This is a genomic window from Mycobacterium sp. 1245499.0 (genome assembly GCF_001673615.1).
Taxonomy (GTDB): domain Bacteria; phylum Actinomycetota; class Actinomycetes; order Mycobacteriales; family Mycobacteriaceae; genus Mycobacterium; species Mycobacterium europaeum_A.
In genome coordinates, this window is sequence record NZ_LZMG01000142.1 from 1 (window position 1) to 19,590 (window position 19,590).

The following is a 19,590-nucleotide window of genomic DNA, read 5'->3' on the forward strand; positions in this document are numbered from 1 at the left end:
CCCAAACCAATTCATCGACCTATGGCGGCCCCATAACCGCGAGGTTGGCGACGTATTCCTTATCGACGGTGAGCGGGGCTTCCTTGACGTGCGCGCTCATCCGGGTACGCACCTGGCCGGGCCGGATCACCAGCACGCGAACCCCGTACTCACGCAACGCCTCTCCGAGCCCCAAATAGAATCCGTCCAACCCGGCCTTGGTGGAGCCGTAGACGAAGTTGGACCGCCGCACCCGCTCACCGTCGATAAGGAATACGTCGCCAACCTCGCGGTGACTGCGGCCGCCAAAGGTAAGGAATTGGTTTGGGCACCAGCAGCATTCCGCTATGTGATGATGGTGTTGCGACACGTCCCGCGTCCCATCTTCCGCAAGCTTCCCATCTGATCATGCGCAACGCGCTGGCCACCCTCGGCCAGATGGCCTTGGCGGCGCTGGTCGCGGTAGCCGTCGCGGTGGTCTCGCTGATCGCCATCTCCCGGGTGCAATGGCCGGCGTTCCCGTCCTCCAATCAACTGCACGCCCTGACCACCGTCGGGCAGGTCGGCTGCCTGGCCGGGCTGGTCGCCGTCGGCTGGGCGTGGCGGCGCTGCAGCCGTCCCCGCGGCCGGTGGTTGACCCGGTTGGGTGGGCTGGTGTTCGTGTCGGCGTTCACCGTGGTGACGCTGGGCATGCCGTTGGGGGCGACCAAGCTGTACCTGTTCGGCATCTCCGTCGACCAGCAGTTCCGCACCGAGTACGTGACCCGGCTCGCCGACAGCCCCGCCCTGCGCGACATGACCTACCTCGGGCTGCCGCCGTATTACCCGCCGGGCTGGTTCTGGATCGGCGGGCGCGCCGCCGCGCTCGGCGGCACACCGGCGTGGGAGATCTTCAAGCCGTGGGCCATCACGTCGATCACCATCGCGGTCGCGGTCGCGCTGGTGCTGTGGTGGCGCCTGGTCCGGTTCGAATACGCGCTGATCGTCACCGCCGCGACGGCCGCGGTGACGCTGGCCTACGGCTCGCCCGAGCCGTACTCGGCGATGATCACCGTGCTGTTGCCGCCGATGCTGGTGCTGACCTGGTCGGGCCTGCGCGCCGGTGAGCGCGGGACTGGCCGCGCTCCTGACGCCGAGCGTGAAACTAACTGCACAGTCGATTCCGAGCGTGAAACTAACTTCACACTCGCGGCAGGGGTGCGCGCGGAGCCGGACGCGCCTGGTCGTGCGGGGTGGAGCGCGGTGATCGCCGCCGGGCTGTTTCTGGGCTGGACGGCCACCTGGTACACGCTGCTGTTCGGGTTCACCGCGTTCACGGTCGCACTGATGGCCCTGTGGCTGGCCGGCGTGCGCTGGCGGCGCAACCGGCACAGCGGCGGCGTCAAGGCCGCCCTCGATCCGCTGCGGCGGTTGGCCGTCATCGCCGGCATCGCCGTCGTGATCGCCTGCACCACCTGGTTGCCGTTCGTGTTGCGGGCACTGCACAACCCGATCAGCAACACCGGCAGCGCCCAGCATTACCTGCCGGCCGACGGCGCGCAGCTGACGTTTCCGATGCTGCAGTTCACGCTGCTGGGCGTCGTCTGCCTGATCGGCACCCTGTGGCTGGTGGTGCGGGCCCGTTCGTCGGTGCGGGCGGGCGCCCTGGCCATCGGCGTGCTGGCGATCTATTTGTGGTCGCTGCTGTCGATGCTCACCACGCTGGCGCGCACCACCCTGTTGTCCTTCCGGCTGCAGCCGACCCTGAGCGTGCTGCTGGTCGCCGCCGGGGCGTTCGGCTTCGTCGAACTCGCCCAGGCGCTGGCCGCCGCGGGCCGCGACCGCGGCTGGGGCCGCGCCGTCTCCCCGGTGGCCGGCGCGATCGGGCTGGCCGCCGCGATCGCGTTCAGCCAGGACATCCCCGACGTGCTGCGGCCCGACCTCACCATCGCCTACACCGACACCGACGGTCACGGCCAACGCGGGGACCGCCGCCCGCCCAGCGCCGAGAAGTTTTACGCCACAATCGATCACGCCATCACCCAGGTGACCGGCAAGCCGCGCGATCAGACCGTCGTGATGACCGCCGACTACAGCTTCCTGTCCTTCTACCCGTACTGGGGATTTCAGGGCCTCACCTCGCACTACGCCAACCCGCTCGCGCAGTTCGACCTGCGGGCCGCGCAGATCAACAAGTGGTCCAACCTCAAGACCGCCGACGAGCTGCTCCATGCCCTGGACACCTGCCCCTGGCCCCCGCCCACGGTTTTCCTCATGCGCCGCGGCGCCGCGGGCAACTACACGCTGCGGCTGGCCGAGGACGTCTACCCCAACCAGCCCAACGTGCGGCGTTACACCGTCGATCTGCGCGGCGCCCTGTTCGACAGCCCGCGTTTCGCCGTCCAGAGCGTCGGCCCGTTCGTGCTGGCCATCCGCAAGCCGGGGGCGTAACCGCTGATGAGCACCGACACCACGCCTCAAACGGGGCCTCAAACGGCCGAAGAACTAGCATCTAGCTCCGTGAACGACACGGGAGCGAATCACCGGATCGCCCGGCTGGTTGCCTCCGTCGCCGGGCTGCTCGGCGTGCTGCTGGCGATCGCCACCCCGCTGCTCCCGGTCAACCAGACCACCGCCCAACTGAACTGGCCGCAGAACGGCACCTTCGGCAGCGTCGACGCCCCGCTGATCGGCTACGTGGCCACCGATTTGAACATCACCGTCCCGTGTGACGCCGCCGCCGGACTGGCCGGACCCGGCAACGCCGGCAAGACGGTGTTGTTGTCGACGGTGCCCAAGCAGGCACCCAAGGCCGTCGACCGGGGCCTGCTGATCGTGCGCGCCAACAACGACCTGGTGCTGGTGGTGCGCAACGTCCCGGTGGTGACCGCTCCGCTGAGCGAGGTGCTCAGTCCGGCCTGCCAGCGATTGACCTTCACCGCGCACGCCGAGAAGGTCACGGCCGAATTCGTCGGACTCACGCAGGGACCCAACGCCGAGCATCCCGGCTCGCCGCTGCGCGGCGAGAAAAGCGGCTACGACTTCCGGCCGCAGATCGTCGGGGTCTTCACCGACCTGAGCGGACCGGCGCCGTCGGGCCTGCACTTCTCGGCGACCATCGACACCCGCTACAGCAGCAGCCCCACCCCGCTGAAGATGGCCGCGATGATCCTGGGGCTGGTGCTGACCGCCGCCGCCCTGGTCGCGCTGCACATTCTCGACACCGCAGACGGCACCCGGCACCGCCGCTTCCTACCGGCCCGCTGGTGGTCGATCGGCGGGCTGGACGCGCTGGTGATCGGCGTGCTGGTGTGGTGGCATTTCGTCGGCGCCAACACGTCCGACGACGGCTACATCCTGACCATGGCACGGGTCTCCGAGCACGCCGGCTACATGGCCAACTACTACCGCTGGTTCGGCACGCCCGAAGCGCCGTTCGGCTGGTACTACGACCTGCTGGCGCTGTGGGCCCACGTGAGCACCACCAGCGTCTGGATGCGGTTGCCCACCCTGGTGATGGCGCTGACGTGCTGGTGGGTGATCAGCCGCGAGGTCATGCCCCGGCTGGGTCATGCCGTCAAACAGAACCGGGCCGCGGCCTGGACCGCCGCGGGCATGTTCCTGGCCGTCTGGCTGCCGCTCGACAACGGCCTGCGGCCCGAGCCGATCATCGCCCTGGGCATCCTGCTGACCTGGTGCTCGGTGGAACGCGCGGTGGCCACCAGCCGGCTGCTGCCGGTGGCGATCGCCTGCATCATCGGCGCGCTGACCCTGTTCTCCGGGCCGACGGGCATCGCCTCGATCGGCGCGCTGCTGGTCGCGATCGGGCCGCTGCGGACCATCCTGCATCGCCGCTCCACGCGGTTCGGTGCGCTGCCGCTGATAGCCCCGCTGCTGGCCGCCGCCACCGTCACCGCGATCCTGATCTTCCGCGACCAGACCCTGACCGGCGAGATCCAGGCCAGCATGCTCAAGCGGGCCGTCGGCCCCAGCCTGAGTTGGTTCGACGAACACATTCGCTACGAGCGGCTGTTCATGGCCAGCCCGGACGGGTCGGTCGCCCGCCGCTTCGCCGTACTGGCGCTGGTTCTCGCGCTCGGCGTCACGGTGGCAATGTCGTTGCGCAAGGGCCGGATTCCGGGCACGGCCGCCGGGCCGAGCCGGCGCATCGTCGGCATCACCATCATCTCCTTCGCCGCGATGATGTTCACCCCCACCAAATGGACCCACCACTTCGGGGTGTTCGCCGGGCTGGCCGGACCGCTGGGCGCGCTGGCCGCGGTCGCGGTGACCGCGGTGGCGATGCGGTCGCGGCGCAACCGGACCGTGTACGCCGCGGTGGTGCTGTTCCTGGTGGCGTTGTCGTTCGCCAGCGTCAACGGCTGGTGGTACGTCTCGAATTTCGGCGTGCCCTGGTCCAACGAGTTCCCGGCCTGGCACTACGCCTTCGCCACCGCGCTGCTCGGGTTGACCGCGGCGGTGCTGCTGCTGGCCGCCTGGTTCCACTTCGTCGCCCCGGACAACGGGCCGCCCAGAACCCGGCTGGGCGCCCGAGTGGCCGGAATCATCCAGTCCCCCTTGGCAATTGCCACATGGGTCCTGGTGGTGTTCGAGGTGGCCTCGCTGACCCTGGCGATGACCGACCAGTATCCGGCATGGTCGGTCGGTCGCTCCAATCTGCAAGCGCTGACCGGGAAGTCGTGCGGACTGGCCGAGGACGTGCTGGTGGAGCAGGAGCCCAACGCCGGCATGCTGGCGCCGGTGAACGCTTCGGTCGCCGACGCATTGGGCGCCGGCCTGTCGGAAGGCTTCACGCCCAACGGAATTCCCGCCGACGTGCGCGCGGACCCGGTGATGGAACGGCCGGGTGACCGCAGCTTCGTCAACGACGAGGAGAAGACCGGCAGCAACCAGGCCGGCACCGAGGGCGGCACCACCCCGGCACCGGGCATCAACGGCTCGTCGGCCCAGCTGCCCTTCAACCTCGATCCCGCCCGCACGCCGGTGCTCGGCAGCTGGCGCTCGGGCATCCAGATTCCCGCGCACCTGCGGTCCAGCTGGTATCGACTGCCGGCGCGCGACAAGGCGCGCCCGCTGCTGGTGGTGAGCGCCGCCGGGCGCTTTGACCCCCGCGAGGTCCAGGTGCAGTGGGCCACCGACGATCAGGCGGCCGGCGGACACCCCGGCGGTTCGTTCCAATTCGCCGACGTGGGGGCGTCGCCGGCCTGGCGCAACCTGCGGTTGCCACTGTCGGCGATCCCGAGCTCGGCCACCCAGATCCGGCTGGTCGCCGACGACGAGGACTTGGCCCCGCAGCACTGGATCGCGCTGACCCCGCCCAGGATTCCGCAGCTGCGCACGCTGCAGGACGTGGTGGGCTCCGCCGACCCGGTGTTCCTCGACTGGCTCGTCGGGCTCGCCTTCCCGTGCCAGCGACCGTTCGGTCACCAGAACGGCGTCGACGAGACGCCGAGATGGCGCATCCTGCCCGACCGATTCGGCGCCGAGGCCAACTCGCCGGTGATGGACAACAACGGCGGCGGCCCGCTGGGGGTGACCGAGCTGTTGGTCAAGGCGACCACGATGGCCACCTACCTCAAGGACGACTGGTCTCGCGACTGGGGTTCGCTGCAGCGGCTGACGCCCTACTACCCGGACGCGCAGCCCGCCCACCTGCTGCTGGGGACGGCCACCCGCAGCGGCCTGTGGGGCCCGGCACCGCTGCGTAAAACCTAGGCGCACAGCACTTTTCTCGAGGGCTTCGCCGCACGGGTGCGACGGCCCGCGCGGGCCGACCCTTGCCGTCCGCCGTCGGTAAGCCTAGACTTACGGTTCGTGGTCACTTACCAAACGGGTGACGTCTGGCTGGCACTGGCGGATGGGACGCGGCGGGCCATCGTGGAGCGTCTTGCCCACGGCCCGTCGGCGGTCGGCGAGTTGGCCCGCGACCTGCCGGTCAGCAGACCGGCGGTGTCCCAGCATCTCAAGGTGCTCAAGTCCGCCGGGCTGGTGCGCGACCGCGCCGCGGGCACCCGCCGCGTCTATCAGCTCGATCCGGCCGGCCTGCAGGCGCTGCGCGCCGACCTCGACCGGTTCTGGACACAGGCGCTGGCCGGCTACGCGCAGACCATCGACGAGATGAACGAGGGAGCATCATGACCCAGCGGATTGGAAACGTCAACCACCACATCGTCGTCAACGCCCCCCTCGAGCGCGCGTTCGCCGTCTTCACCGAGCAGTTCGGCGCGTTCAAGCCGCGCGAGCACAACCTGTTGGCGGTCCCGATCGCCGAGACGGTGTTCGAACCCCAAGTGGGCGGCCATATTTACGACCGAGGCGTCGACGGCAGCGTGTGCCGATGGGCGCGGATCCTGGTCTACGAGCCGCCACACCGCGTGGTATTCAGCTGGGACATCGGTCCGACATGGCAGCTGGAAACCGACCCGGCCAAGACGAGCGAGGTCGACGTCCGCTTCACCGCCGAGTCCGGCGAACGCACCCGGGTCGACCTCGTACACCGCCACCTGGACCGGCACGGGCCGGGCTGGGAGTCCGTCGCCGACGGCGTCGACGGCGACGCGGGTTGGCCGTTGTACCTCGGCCGGTACCGGGAGTTGATCGTCGGCGGTGATCCGCGATGAGCGCCGACCTGATGACCATGGCCCGCGCCGAGCGGGCCGACCTCGCCGAATTCCTGGCCACCCTGGCGCCGCAAGACTGGCAGGCGCCCACCCTGTGCACCCGCTGGAGCGTCAAAGACGTTGTCGCGCATGTGATCAGCTACGAGGAGCTGGGCGCGCTGGGGTTGCTGAAACGGTTCGCCAAGGGCGCGATCGTGCGGGCGAACCAGGTGGGTGTCGACGAATTCGCGGCCCTGACCCCGCAACAGCTGCTGGAATTCCTGCGCGGCCACCTCCAACCGCGGGGACTGACAGCGGGTTTCGGCGGGATGATCGCGCTCGTCGACGGCACCATCCATCACCAGGACATCCGCCGCGCGCTCGACCGGCCGCGGCAGGTGCCGCCCGATCGGCTCGAGCGGATCCTTCCGCTGGTGCCCGGCAATCCCCGGCTCGGCGCCGGACGCAGGATCCGGGGCCTGCGCCTGCGCGCCACCGACGTCGAGTGGACGCACGGCGACGGGCCCGAGGTGACCGGCCCCGGCGAGGCGCTCCTGCTGGCCATGACCGGGCGTCCGGCCGCCCTGGCCGACCTGGACGGTCCGGGGCTGGCCACGCTGGCGGGCCGAGTCCGCGGATAGCGTCCCCGGTGCACGCGCGGCCCCGCGTCCTCATCGGACAAAGCAGCGTCGCTTACGATCGAGCCTCGTGCCCCACGACGGTAAAGAGCGATCGCAGCGGATCCCCCGGTCGGTGGCCGCCATCGCGGGAATCGTGGGCCTGCTGCTGTGCCTGTCCGTCCCGCTGCTTCCGGTGCGGCAGACCACCGCAACGGTCCTGTGGCCCCAGGGCAGCACGGACGGGCACGTCAGCCAGATCACCGCGCCGCTGGTGTCCGGGGCGCCCCGCGCGCTGGACATCTCCATTCCCTGCCCGGACATCGCCACCCTGCCCGCCGGTGGCGGCCTGGTCGTCGCGACGCTGCCGCCGGGTGGCATGGACGCCGGGAAGAACGGGCTGTTCGTGCGGGCGAACACGGACGTCGTCGTCGTCGCGTTCCGCGACACCGTGGCCGCGGTCGCGCAACGCTCGGCCGTCGCCGCCGGCGGCTGCAGCGTGCTGCACGTCTGGGCCGACGCCGGCGCGACCGGCGCGGACTTCGTCGGCATACCGGGCGCCTCGGGGATCCTGTCGCCCGAAAAGAAACCCCAGGTGGGCGGCGTCTTCACCGACATGAAGGTGCCCGCGGGGCCGGGGCTGTCGGCCCGCATCGACATCGACACCCGCTTCATCACCGCGCCCACCGTCCTCAAGGAAATCGTGATGGCCCTGGGCGCCCTGGCGGTGCTGACGGCCATCATCGCGCTCGCGGTGCTGGACCGCCGCAGCCGGGGCGGCAGCACCCTGCTCAACTGGCGCTCCCCGATCGCCTGGCTCTCCCGGTATCGCCCCGGCACGCACCTTGCCAACTGGCGGCGGGTGGGCATCGCGACGTGGATCGCCGACGCCGGGGTCACCGCCACGCTGCTGTTGTGGCACATCATCGGCGCCACGTCGTCGGACGACGGCTACAACCTGGCCATCGCCCGGGTCGCCCCCGGCGCCGGTTACATCGCCGACTACTACCGCTACTTCGGCACCACCGACGCTCCCTTCGACTGGTACCTGAGCCTGCTGGCCAAGATGGCCTCCGTCAGCACGGCCGGCGTGTGGATGCGACTGCCCGCCACGCTGGCCGCGATCGGCTGCTGGCTGATCATCAGCCACTGGGTGCTGCGCCGGCTCGGACCCGGCCGCGGCGGCCTGGCGGCCAACCGGGTCGCGGTGTTCACCGCGGGCGCGGTCTTCGTGGCGGCGTGGCTGCCGTTCAACAACGGACTGCGGCCCGAACCGCTGATCGCCCTCGGCGTGCTGGTCACCTGGATGCTGGTGGAACGGGCGATCGCGCTGCGTCGGTTGGCCCCGGCGGCGGTGGCCATCATCGTGGCGCTGCTGAGCGCGACGCTGGCACCGCAGGGCCTGATCGCCGTCGCCGCGCTGCTGACCGGGGCGCGCGCCGTCGCCCAGACGATCCGGCGCCGCCGGCAAAGCGACGGCCTGCTCGCACCGCTGGCCGTGCTGGCGGCCTCGGCGTCGCTGATCCTCGTGGTGGTCTTCCGCAGTCAGACGCTGGCCACGGTCGGGGAATCGGCCCGCATCAAGTACAAGGTCGGCCCGACCATCGCCTGGTACCAGGATTGGTTGCGCTACTACTTCCTCACGGTGGAATCGAACCCCGACGGGTCGATGGCCCGGCGATTCGCCGTGCTGGTGCTGCTGCTGTGCATGTTCGGCATGCTGGTCACCCTGCTGCGTCGCGGCCGGATCCCGGGCGTGGCCAGCGGCCCGGCGTGGCGGTTGATCGGGACCACGGCGTTCGGCCTGCTGTTGCTGACGTTCACCCCGACGAAGTGGGCGGTCCAGTTCGGTGCGTTCGCCGGGCTGGCCGGCGCGCTGGGCGCGGTCACCGCATTCGCCCTGGCCCGGATCGGCCTGCACAACCGCCGCAACCTGACCCTGTACGTGACCGCCCTGCTGTTCGTGCTGGCGGTGGCGACCTCCGGCATCAACGGCTGGTTCTACGTCGGCAACTACGGGGTGCCGTGGTACGACATCCAGCCGGTCGTGGCCAGCCACCCGGTGACGTCGATGTTTTTGGCGCTGTCGATCGCGACCGGCCTGCTGGCCGCCTGGCAGCACTTCCGGATGGACTACGCCGGGCACACCGAGGTCAAGGACAACCGGCGCAACCGGGTGCTGGCGTCGACGCCGCTGCTGGTGGTCGCAACCATCATGGTCGTCGGCGAAGTCGCGTCGCTGACGAAGGGCGCGGTGTTCCGCTATCCGCTCTACACCACCGGCAAGGCGAACCTCGCCGCGATCAGCTCGGGGCTGTCGAAGACCAGCTGCGCCATGGCCGACGACGTGCTGGCCGAGCCCGACCCCAACGCCGGCATGCTGCAGCCGGCGCCCGGGCAGACGTTCGGGCCGGACGGCCCGCTGGGCGGTGTCAACCCGGTCGGCTTCAAACACGACGGCGTGGGCGACGACCTGAGGTCGTACCCGGTGGTCACCAAGCCGGGCGTGGTGAATTCCACCGGCTCACCCAACAAACCCAATGCCACCATGACCGACTCCGCGGGGACGGCCGGCGGCAAAGGCCCCGTCGGGGTGAACGGGTCGCACGCGGCGCTGCCGTTCGGCCTGGACCCGGCCCGCACCCCGGTGATGGGCAGCTACGGCGAGAACTCGCTGGCCGCCACCGCGACCTCGGCGTGGTACCAACTGCCGCCGCGTAGCCCGGACCGGCCGATCGTGGTGGTGACGGCGGCCGGTGCCATCTGGTCGTACAAGGAGGACGGCACCTTCACCTATGGGCAGCAGCTCAAACTGCAGTGGGGCGTCGCCCGTCCCGACGGCACCACCCAGCCGCTGGCACAGGTGTATCCGATCGACATCGGGCCGGAGCCGGCGTGGCGCAACCTGCGGTTCCCGCTCACCTGGGCGCCACCGGAGGCCAACGTGGCCCGCATCGTCGCCTACGACCCCAACCTGAGCTCGGACCAGTGGTTCGCGATCACGCCGCCGCGCGTCCCGGTGCTGCAGACCCTGCAGCAGTTGATGGGGTCGCAGACCCCCGTGCTGATGGACATCGCCACGGCCGCGAACTTCCCGTGCCAGCGGCCGTTCTCCGAACACCTTGGCGTTGCCGAACTACCGGCATACCGCATCCTGCCCGACCACAAGCAGACGGCCGCGTCGTCGAACGGGTGGGAGGCCAGCGAGGACGGGGGTCCGTTCCTGATCACTCAGGCGATGCTTCGTACCTCGACGATCGCGACGTACCTGCGGGGTGACTGGCATCGCGACTGGGGATCCGTGGAGCAGTATTTCCGGTTGGTGCCGGCTGATCAGGCGCCCGACGCCACAATCGAACAGGGTGTGATGACAGTGCACGGGTGGAGCCGGCAGGGACCGATTCGGGCGCTGCCATGAGCGATCGTAAGGGCGGCGAAGCCGGGCGCAGCGGGTCGCGAACCGACCAGCAAATGAGTGTCACGACCGTCGACAAGCGCGAGCGCGAAGCGTTGTCCCGCCAGGACGTGCGGGTGACGCGCTGGGTCGCGACGGTCGCCGGGCTGATCGGTTTCATCCTGTCGATCGCCACCCCGCTGTTGCCCGTCGTGCAGACCACCGCGACGCTGAACTGGCCGCAGAACGGCCAGCTGAACAGCGTTACCGCGCCGCTGATTTCGCTCACCCCGGTCGACGTGAAGGTAACCGTGCCGTGCTCGGTGGTGCGCGGCCTGCCACCGGAAGGCGGCGTCGTGCTCAGCACGGCGCCCAAGAAGGGCAAGGACGCCGCGCTCAACGCGTTGTTCGTGGTGGTCAACGGCAAGCGCGTCGACGTCACCGACCGCAACGTGGTGATCGCCAGCGCGGCCCGCGATCAGGTGGAGTCGGCACAGTGTCAGCGCATCGAGATCACCTCGACGAAGGCGGGCGCCTTCGCCACGTTCGTCGGGCTGACCGACCCGGCGGGCAAGCCGCTCGGCGGCGGCTTCCCCGACCCGAACCTGCGGCCACAGATCGTCGGGGTGTTCACCGACCTGAGCGGGCCGGCCCCGGCCGGTCTGCAGCTCTCGGCGACCATCGACACCCGGTTCTCCACCACCCCAACGACTTTGAAGCTGGCCGCGATGGTGCTGGCCATCGTTTCCACCATCGTCGCCCTGATCGCCTTGTGGCGCCTCGATCAGCTGGACGGTCACCGGATGCGCCGGCTCATTCCGGCGAACTGGCGCACGTTCACCCTGGCCGACGTCACGGTGATCTCCGGCTTCGTGCTGTGGCATGTGATCGGGGCGAACTCGTCGGACGACGGCTACATCCTGGGCATGGCCCGGGTGGCCGATCGCGCCGGCTACATGTCGAACTACTTCCGCTGGTTCGGTAGCCCCGAGGACCCCTTCGGCTGGTACTACAACCTGCTGGCACTGATGACCCACGTCACCGACGCCAGCCTGTGGATGCGGTTGCCGGACCTGATCGCGGGGATCGTGTGCTGGCTACTGCTCTCGCGGGAAGTGTTACCCCGGCTCGGCCCTGCGGTGGCCGCCAGCAAGGCGGCGAACTGGGCGGCGGGCATGGTCCTGCTGACGGCCTGGATGCCGTTCGACAACGGCCTGCGGCCCGAGCCGATCATCGCCGTCGGTTCGCTGATCACCTACGTGCTGATCGAGCGCTCCATGCGCTACAGCCGGCTCACCCCCGCCGCGCTGGCCGTCATCACCGCGGCCTTCACCCTGGGCGTCCAGCCCACCGGGTTGATCGCGGTGGCAGCGCTGGTCGCCGGTGGCCGCCCGATCCTGCGGATTCTGGTGAAACGCCATCGCCTGGTCGGCACCTGGCCGCTGGTGGCGCCGATGCTGGCCGCCGGCACGGTCATCCTGACGGTGGTGTTCGCCGATCAGACGTTGTCAACGGTGTTGGAAGCCACCAGGATTCGCACCTCGATCGGCCCCAGCCAGGCCTGGTACACCGAGAACCTGCGCTACTACTACCTGATCCTGCCGACCGTCGACGGCTCGCTGTCGCGCCGCTTCGGCTTCCTGATCGCCGCGCTGTGCCTCTTCACCGCGGTCTTTATCATGTTGCGGCGCAAGCGAATTCCCGGTGTTGCGCGCGGGCCGGCCTGGCGGCTGATGGGCGTCATCTTCGGCACCATGTTCTTTCTGATGTTCACCCCCACCAAGTGGGTGCACCACTTCGGGCTGTTCGCCGCGGTGGGAGCGGCGATGGCCGCGCTGACGACGGTGCTGGTGTCGCACGAGAGCTTGCGCTGGTCGCGTAACCGCATGGCCTTCCTGGCGGCGCTGCTGTTCGTGCTGGCCCTGTGTTTCGCCACCACCAACGGCTGGTGGTACGTGTCGAGCTTCGGCGTCCCGTTCAACAACGTGATGCCGCGGATCCACGGAATCAGCATCAGCACCGTCTTTTTCGCGCTGTTCGTGATCGTCGCGCTCTACGCGGCGTACCTGCACTTCGCGCCCAGGGACCGCGGCGAAGGACGGCTGGCGCGGGCGCTGACCGCCGCGCCCATCCCCCTTGCGGCCGGCTTCATGGCGTTCGTCTTCATCGCCTCGATGGTGGCCGGGATCGTGCGCCAGTACCCCACCTACTCCAACGCCTGGGACAACCTGCGGGAGTTCAGCGGCGGCTGCGGGCTGGCCGACGACGTGCTCGTCGAGCCCGACAGCAATGCCGGCTTCATGGCGCCTTTCAAAACAGGAGAGCCGGACAATTACGGCCCGCTCGGGCCGTTGGGTGGCGTCAGCCCAACGGGATTCACGCCCAACGGCGTACCGGACCGCACCCTGGCCGAGTCGATCAAGGAGACGGAGGTGCCGCAGCCCGGCACCGACTACGACTGGGACGCGCCGACCAAGCTGAAGGCCCCGGGGGTCAACGGCTCGACGGTGCCGCTGCCGTATGGCCTCGACCCCGGCCGGGTGCCGCTGGCCGGCAGCTACACCACCGGCGCGCAGCAGCAGAGCCGGCTCACCTCGGCGTGGTACCAGCTGCCGAAGCCGGATGACGGACACCCGCTGGTGGTGGTGACCGCCGCGGGCACCATCGCCGGCAACAGCATCCTGCACGGCCACACCAGCGGCCAGACCGTGGAACTGGAATTCGGCAGGCCCGGCAATGGCGGCGCGGTGCAGCCGGCCGGCCGGCTGGTGCCCTACGACCTGTACGGCGAGCAGCCGAAGGTGTGGCGGAACCTGCGCTTCGCGCGTTCGGCGATGCCCGCCGACGCGGTCGCGGTTCGGGTGGTTGCCGAGGACCTGTCCCTGACACCGGACGACTGGATCGCGCTGACTCCGCCACGGGTGCCTGAGCTGCGGTCGTTGCAGGAGTACGTCGGCTCCAAGCGGCCGGTGCTGATGGACTGGGCGGTGGGACTGGCGTTCCCGTGCCAGCAGCCGATGCTGCACTCCAACGGCGTCACCGACATCCCGGAGTTCCGCATCACCCCGGACTACAACGCCAAGAAGCAGGACACCGACACCTGGCAGGACGGCGTCAACGGCGGCCTGCTGGGCATCACCGACCTGTTGCTGCGGGCCCACGTGATGTCGACATACCTGTCCCATGACTGGGGCCGCGACTGGGGATCGCTGCGCAAGTTCGACACCATCGCCGACGCCCACCCGGCGCAGCTCGACCTGGGCACCGCCACCCGCACCGGATGGTGGTCACCCGGGCCGATCCGCATCAAGCCCTAGGGGAACGCCGAAAACACGGCGCCGAAATGGTTTTGCGCGTGGTTATTCGGCGTGGAATAGCGCAATGAATTAACGCCCGGGTAATTACCGGGCAAAGGTTTAATACCGCCAATCTCGGGTGAATACTCATTCCGCTGTGATCCAGTTCACACCGCGGAGCGAGGTGGCCGAATGCACACACTGACACGCCTGGGAACCTGCGCGGCCGCGGCCACCGCGGTCATCACCCCCGCCGCGGCTTCGGCCGTCGGCACCGCGTCCGCCGAGGGCGGCGGCACGACCGTCGTTTTCGACACCTATCTGCGGCGATGCGACTTCAGCAAGATCAGCATCGCCCCCAAAGTACCCGGCCCGATGCTCGGCACCGGTTCGGCCATCGTCCGCACCAGCGGATCCAGGGCGGTCGCCGAGGTGCACCTGGTCGACGCGCCCGAACCGGGCGCGCAATTCGACGTCGGCCTCATCGAAGAACCCCGTCCGTCCTCATCGACCTGCGGCCCCGGTGACCCGGGAACCGCATTTACCAGCATGGTCACCGACGGGGCAGGAAACGCAACGGCGACCGTTGCTGACACCATTCGGCCGGGCACGACCGGCGTGTGGGTGATTATCGAGCGGCCTAATGCGAACTCCCAGAACCCGGCGGAGTTCTATACGTCCGAGTTCGTGGTGCCGGTGCGGTCCTAGCCGCCGCGCGCCCGCGCGGTGGCGCCGGGCGAGCGGGTGAAGCGGGGACTTCCGGCCCTATTTTGACGTTTGAGTCAAATGTTGCGATGGGAGTATCCGAGGAAATCTGGGGAGGGAGCGGTGTCGGCGTCGCACAGGGACACAAGCCAGCAGCGAATCGCCGCGGCCGATGATGCCACCGGCGACATGGGTTCCCTGCTGCGCGCCGACGCCCGCGACGACGTCGACATGGCATCGGCCGTCGCCGAGGCGGCGGCGGACTTGGACCGCGGTTCGGCCATGCTCGTCGTGAAGCGGGGCCCCAACGTCGGGGCGAGATTCGTGTTGAACCAGCCGGTCATGAACGCGGGTCGGCATCCGGCCAGCGACATCTTTCTCGACGACATCACGGTCAGCCGCAGGCACGCCGAATTCCACTCCGAGAACGGCGAATTCCGCGTCGTCGATCTCGGCAGCCTCAACGGCACCTACCTCAACCGTGCCGCCGTCGACTCCGCGGTGCTGACCAACGGCGACGTGCTCCAGGTCGGCAACTTCAGGCTGATCTTCCTCACCGCCCAGCCGACGTAACAGCGACGAGGGGATTCGTGACCGCTGACCCCGGGCACAGTGCCGACGACATCCGGGTACGCATCGGCGAATTCAGTTCCGGCCGAATCATTTCCGTGCGGTTCGGCACCAGTGGCCGGATCATATTGACCCGAATCGCCCGCGGCGCCCGCTTGCGGGCTACTGCCTGACGACCGGCCCGGCGCGTAGCGTCTGACCCATGAGCGACTACGCCCTAGAGGCGGTGGACCGGCTGCCGTTTTCCACCGACGAGAAATCGCAGCGCTACGCGACGGAGAACTACGGCGGCGCGGTGGGACTCAACTGGTACCTCACCGATCCCACGCTGCAGTTCACCATGGCCTACTACCTCGAGCCGGAGGAACTCGCGCTGGCCGAACGCCATTTGACCCGCATCGGGGAGCTGATGGGCGGGCCGGTGGCGCGCTGGGCCGAGGAGACGGATCGCAACCCCCCGCGGCTGCAGCGCTACGACCGGTGGGGTCATGACATCAGCGAGGTGGTCATGCCGGCCTCCTTCACGCAATCCAAGCGGGCGGTCCTGGACGCCCAGCGGGCGCTGCGCACCGAAGCGCGCGAGGCGAAGATGAGCTCGTCGCTGACCATGTTCGCCTCGAATTACCTGCTGAACCAAGCCGATATCGGCATGGGCTGCGCGCTGGGCACCGGCGGCGGCATGGTCCAGTCGCTGGTGGCCGCCTACGCGCCGCCCGACGTGGCCGAGCACGTGGCGGCCAAATTCGCCTCCGGCGAGTGGGCCGGCGAGACGGCGCAGCTGCTGACCGAACGCACCGGCGGCTCCGATCTGGGGGCGCTGGAGACCACCGCCCGGCGCGTCGGACGCGTGGTTGTTGAACGGCTTCAAGTGGTTCGCGTCCAACTGCGCCGGGCAGGCGTTCGTCGTCTTGGCGAAACCCGAAGGCGCACCGGATTCTTCGCGCGGCGTCGCCAACTTCCTGGTGCTGCGCACCCGCCGCGACGGATCCCGCAACGGCGTGCGGGTGCGACGGCTGAAGGACAAGCTGGGCACCCGCTCGGTGGCCTCCGGCGAGGTCGAATTCGTCGACGCCGAAGCGTTTTTGCTGTCCGGCGAGCCCACCGACGCCGCTGGGCCGTCCGACGGCAAGGGCCTGGGACGCATGATGGAGCTGACCAACGCCGCGCGCCTGGGCATCGCGTTGTTCGCGCTCGGTAACGCGCGGCGCGCCCTGGTGGAATCGCTGTGTTACGCCCGGCAACGCCGGGCGTTCGGCGGCGCGCTGATCGACAAGCCACTGATGCGGCGCAAGCTCGCCGAGCTGATCGTCGACGTCGAGGCGGCGCAGGCGCTGGTGTTCGACGGTACCGGCGCCACCAACCATCGTCAGCCGCGCAGCATGCGGCAGCGCATCGCCGTGCCGATCACCAAGCTCAGGGTGTGCCGGCTGGGGATCACCGCGGCCTCGGACGCGATTGAAATCCACGGCGGCAACGGCTATATCGAGACCTGGCCGGCGGCGCGGCTGCTGCGCGACGCGCAAGTGAACACCATCTGGGAGGGGCCGGACAACATTCTGTGTCTGGACGTGCGGCGCGGGATCGAGCAGAGCCGCGCGCACGAGACGCTGCTGGCGCGGCTGCGCGACGCGGTGTCGGTCGCCGACGACGGCGAAACCACCCGGCTGGTCGCCGGGCGGATCGAGGACCTGGACGCGGCGATCACCGCCTGGACCAAACTCGACAGGGAGACGGCCGAGGCCCGGCTGTTCCCGCTGGCCCAATTCATGGGCGACGTCTACGCCGGCGCCCTGCTGATCGAGCAGGCGGCGTGGGAGCGCGCGACCCGGGGCGGTGAGCGCAAGGCGCTCGTCGCGGGCCTGTACGCGCAGCGCCATCTCGCCGATCGCGGGGCGCTGCGCGGCATCGACGCCGACTCCGACGAGGCGCTGGAGCGCTTCGACGAACTGGTTGACGGCGCATTCGCCGCCGAGCAGACATAAAAGCACGCGAAAACGCCTCAAAATGAGCGTTTTTGGGTGCTTTTGCGTCTGCTCGCGTTGAGGCTCGAGGCCTAGATCGGGATGAGCCCGTGCTTACGGGCGGTGCGGAACCATAATTGCTTGTCCCGCAACAATTTCATCGACTTGCGCAGCAGCAGCCGGGTCTCGTGCGGGTCGATGACCGCGTCGATGAATCCGCGTTCGGCGGCGGTCCAGGGGATCGCCATGTTGAGGTTGTAACCCTCGATGAAGTCCTTCTTGATCTGCTGCGCCTCGGGGGTGGTGGGATCGGGGAACCGCTTCATCAGCAGCTGCGCGGCCCCCTCGGCGCCGATCACCGCGATGCGCGCGGTCGGCCAGGCGAAGTTGAAGTCCGCGGTCAGCTGCCGGGATCCCATCACGGCGTAGGCGCCGCCGTAAGACTTGCGGACCGTGATGGTCACCTTCGGCACGTCGGCCTCCACGACCGAGTACAGGAACCGGCCGCCGCGCTTGATGATGCCGTTCTTCTCCTGCTCGGCACCGGGCAGGAAGCCGGGCGTGTCCACCACGAACACCAGCGGGATGTTGAACGCGTCGCAGAACCGGATGAACCGCGCCGCCTTGTCGGAGGCCTCGTTGTCGATCGACCCGGACAGGTACATGGGCTGGTTGGCGATCACGCCGACCGGGCGCCCGTCGATCCGGGCGAACCCGGTGATGATGGCCGGCCCGTGCTGCGCGGCGACGTCGAGGAAGTCGCCGTCGTCGAAGATCCGCAGCAGGATCTCGTGCATGTCGTAGGCCATGTTGTCCGAGTCCGGCACGATCGAGTCGAGCTCGAGATCGGTCGGGGTGGTCTCCGGCTCGAGGCCAGGGTTGACGATCGGGGGCTCGCTGACGGCGCTCGACGGCAGGAACGACAGGAAGTCGCGGACGTACTGGAACGCCTCGGCCTCGGAGTTCACCACCTGGTGGATGTTGCCGTTGCGGGCCTGCGCATCCGAGCCGCCGAGCTCGTCGAGGGTGACGTCCTCACCGGTGACCTCCCGGATGACGTCGGGCCCGGTGACGAAGAAGTACCCCTGGTCACGCACCGAGACCAGCAGGTCGTCCTGGATCGGCGAATACACCGCTCCCCCAGCGCATTTGCCGAAGATCAGCGAGATCTGCGGCACCAGACCGCTCAAAGCCTCGTGGCGGCGGCCCAGCTCGGCGTACCACGCCAGCGAGGTGACGGCGTCTTGGATGCGGGCGCCGCCCGAGTCCTGGATGCCGATGATCGGGCAGCCGACCATCGCGCACCACTCCATCAGGCGGGCGACCTTGCGGCCGAACATCTCGCCGACGGTGCCCTGGAACACGGTCTGGTCGTGGGAGAACACCCCGACCGGCCGGCCGTCGATCATGGCGTGGCCGGTGACGCAGCCGTCGCCGTAGAGCGCGTTCGGGTCGTTGGGCGTCTTGGCCAACGCCCCGGTCTCGAGGAAGGTGCCGGGATCGACCAGCGCGTGCACCCGGGCGCGGGCGCTGGGGATGCCCTTCTTGTCGCGCTTGGCGACGGCCTTCTCACCGCCCGGCTCTTTGGCCAATTCCAAGCGACGGTAGAGCTCGGCCAGCTTCTCGGCGGTGGTGTGCTGAATGGGAGCCGGCGCCATCTCCGTCACTATTTGCCTACCTCACTCGTCTGACTGGTTTCGGCCTCCACCTTATTCAGCACGTCGGAGAGGTGAGCACCGACCTTGCCGATGATCGGTTCGTCGATGGCCTGGATGTGCTCGCCGCCGATCGGCACCACCTCGAGGTCGGCCACGTACTCGCCCCAGCCGCCGTCGGGCTGGCGGATCGCATACCGCGGCTCGAACTCGATGACGTCGTCGTGGTAGCGGTCGGCCATGTACAGGGTGACGTGGCCGTCGTACGGCTCGATCTGGACGGTCTCGAGCGCCCGGTTGTCCAGGTAGGACGTCCGCTGGTGCTCGACGATGCCGCCGGGGATCTGCACACCGCTCTGCTGGACGATGTCCAGCACGAACTTCACCTGACCCTCGTCGTCGAGCTCCTCGAGCTGCTCGTAGGGGATCGCCGGAATCTCGACGTTGAAGGTGCGCTCGGCGAACTTCGCGTACCGGTCCCAGCGCTTGCGGGTCTCCTCCTGCGTCTGGGGGATCTCCTCGCCGGCGCGCACGGTGTCGATCATCCCGACGAAGCGCACGTCCTCGCCCGCGCGCTTCAGACCGATCGCGCACGCGTAGGCCAGCGCGCCGCCGAGCGACCACCCGGCCAGGATGAACGGCTTGCCCGCGGATACGCCGATGTACGGCTTCGAGCGCGTGGAGGGCACCGTTCAGGAGCGGGCCGCCCAGTACGTGCCGAAGCTGTTGGAGATGAACGCGGGCAAGCCGTTCATCCTGGCCGGGTGGTCGCTCGGCGGCGCGCTGGCCTACGCGTGCGCGATCGGTCTGAAGC

Annotated in this window: 11 protein-coding genes and 4 pseudogenes; 12 read left to right on the forward strand and 3 right to left on the reverse strand. The window is 69.2% G+C overall.

The window, feature by feature from the left end:
- Nucleotides 1-34: 34 nt before the first annotated feature.
- Nucleotides 35-241: pseudogene (locus tag A5646_RS07060) on the reverse strand (SDR family NAD(P)-dependent oxidoreductase); the annotation flags it as partial.
- On the opposite strand from A5646_RS07060, the pseudogene A5646_RS27870 reads away from it, so the two are divergent.
- From A5646_RS27870 to A5646_RS07110, 11 genes and pseudogenes are all read left to right on the forward strand, one after another.
- Nucleotides 233-385: pseudogene (locus tag A5646_RS27870) on the forward strand (decaprenylphospho-beta-D-erythro-pentofuranosid-2-ulose 2-reductase); the annotation flags it as partial. The pseudogenes A5646_RS07060 and A5646_RS27870 overlap by 9 nt on opposite strands.
- A gap of 2 nt (nt 386-387) precedes the next feature.
- Nucleotides 388-2,409: a galactan 5-O-arabinofuranosyltransferase gene (locus tag A5646_RS07065; RefSeq protein WP_066877364.1), complete on the forward strand. Its 2,022-nt coding sequence runs from the start codon at nt 388-390 to the stop codon at nt 2,407-2,409.
- A 6-nt stretch (nt 2,410-2,415) separates the two neighbouring features.
- Entirely contained in the window at nt 2,416-5,694 is a 3,279-nt protein-coding gene (locus A5646_RS07070; protein ID WP_156748754.1) for an arabinosyltransferase domain-containing protein, read from the forward strand.
- A 99-nt stretch (nt 5,695-5,793) separates the two neighbouring features.
- Nucleotides 5,794-6,117, forward strand: a complete 324-nt coding sequence (locus A5646_RS07075) for a helix-turn-helix transcriptional regulator (RefSeq protein ID WP_066877368.1) — start codon at nt 5,794-5,796, stop codon at nt 6,115-6,117.
- Nucleotides 6,114-6,599, forward strand: coding sequence for an SRPBCC family protein (locus A5646_RS07080; RefSeq protein WP_066877370.1), 486 nt, complete (start codon nt 6,114-6,116; stop codon nt 6,597-6,599). Before A5646_RS07075 ends, A5646_RS07080 begins: the two co-directional genes overlap by 4 nt.
- Nucleotides 6,596-7,219: a maleylpyruvate isomerase family mycothiol-dependent enzyme gene (locus A5646_RS07085; protein WP_066873078.1), complete on the forward strand. Its 624-nt coding sequence runs from the start codon at nt 6,596-6,598 to the stop codon at nt 7,217-7,219. The genes A5646_RS07080 and A5646_RS07085 overlap by 4 nt, the downstream gene beginning before the upstream one ends.
- A 67-nt stretch (nt 7,220-7,286) precedes the next feature.
- The gene (locus tag A5646_RS07090) at nt 7,287-10,613 is read left to right on the forward strand and encodes an arabinosyltransferase domain-containing protein (RefSeq protein ID WP_066877372.1); all 3,327 of its coding nucleotides are present in this window, start codon (nt 7,287-7,289) and stop codon (nt 10,611-10,613) included.
- 53 nt (nt 10,614-10,666) lie between these two features.
- Nucleotides 10,667-13,906, forward strand: a complete 3,240-nt coding sequence (locus A5646_RS07095; protein ID WP_066873168.1) for an arabinosyltransferase domain-containing protein — start codon at nt 10,667-10,669, stop codon at nt 13,904-13,906.
- A 171-nt stretch (nt 13,907-14,077) separates the two neighbouring features.
- Nucleotides 14,078-14,593 (forward strand): hypothetical protein, encoded by a 516-nt coding sequence (locus A5646_RS07100; protein ID WP_066873084.1) that lies wholly within the window; start codon nt 14,078-14,080, stop codon nt 14,591-14,593.
- 120 nt (nt 14,594-14,713) lie between these two features.
- Nucleotides 14,714-15,163 (forward strand): FHA domain-containing protein, encoded by a 450-nt coding sequence (locus A5646_RS07105; RefSeq protein WP_067020820.1) that lies wholly within the window; start codon nt 14,714-14,716, stop codon nt 15,161-15,163.
- A 199-nt stretch (nt 15,164-15,362) separates the two neighbouring features.
- Nucleotides 15,363-17,142 (forward strand): annotated as a pseudogene (locus tag A5646_RS07110) (acyl-CoA dehydrogenase family protein).
- Nucleotides 17,143-17,213: 71 nt separating this feature from the next.
- On the opposite strand, the gene A5646_RS07115 reads toward A5646_RS07110, so the two are convergent.
- Both A5646_RS07115 and A5646_RS07120 read right to left on the reverse strand, forming a co-directional pair.
- Nucleotides 17,214-18,779, reverse strand: a complete 1,566-nt coding sequence (locus A5646_RS07115) for an acyl-CoA carboxylase subunit beta (protein ID WP_156748756.1) — start codon at nt 18,777-18,779, stop codon at nt 17,214-17,216.
- An 8-nt stretch (nt 18,780-18,787) separates the two neighbouring features.
- Nucleotides 18,788-19,417, reverse strand: a pseudogene (locus A5646_RS07120) (thioesterase domain-containing protein); the annotation flags it as partial.
- A 91-nt stretch (nt 19,418-19,508) separates the two neighbouring features.
- Here A5646_RS07120 and A5646_RS30360 point away from each other — a divergent pair.
- Nucleotides 19,509-19,590, forward strand: an 82-nt coding sequence (locus tag A5646_RS30360; protein WP_369806916.1) for a hypothetical protein, incomplete at its 3' end; no start/stop codon positions are given.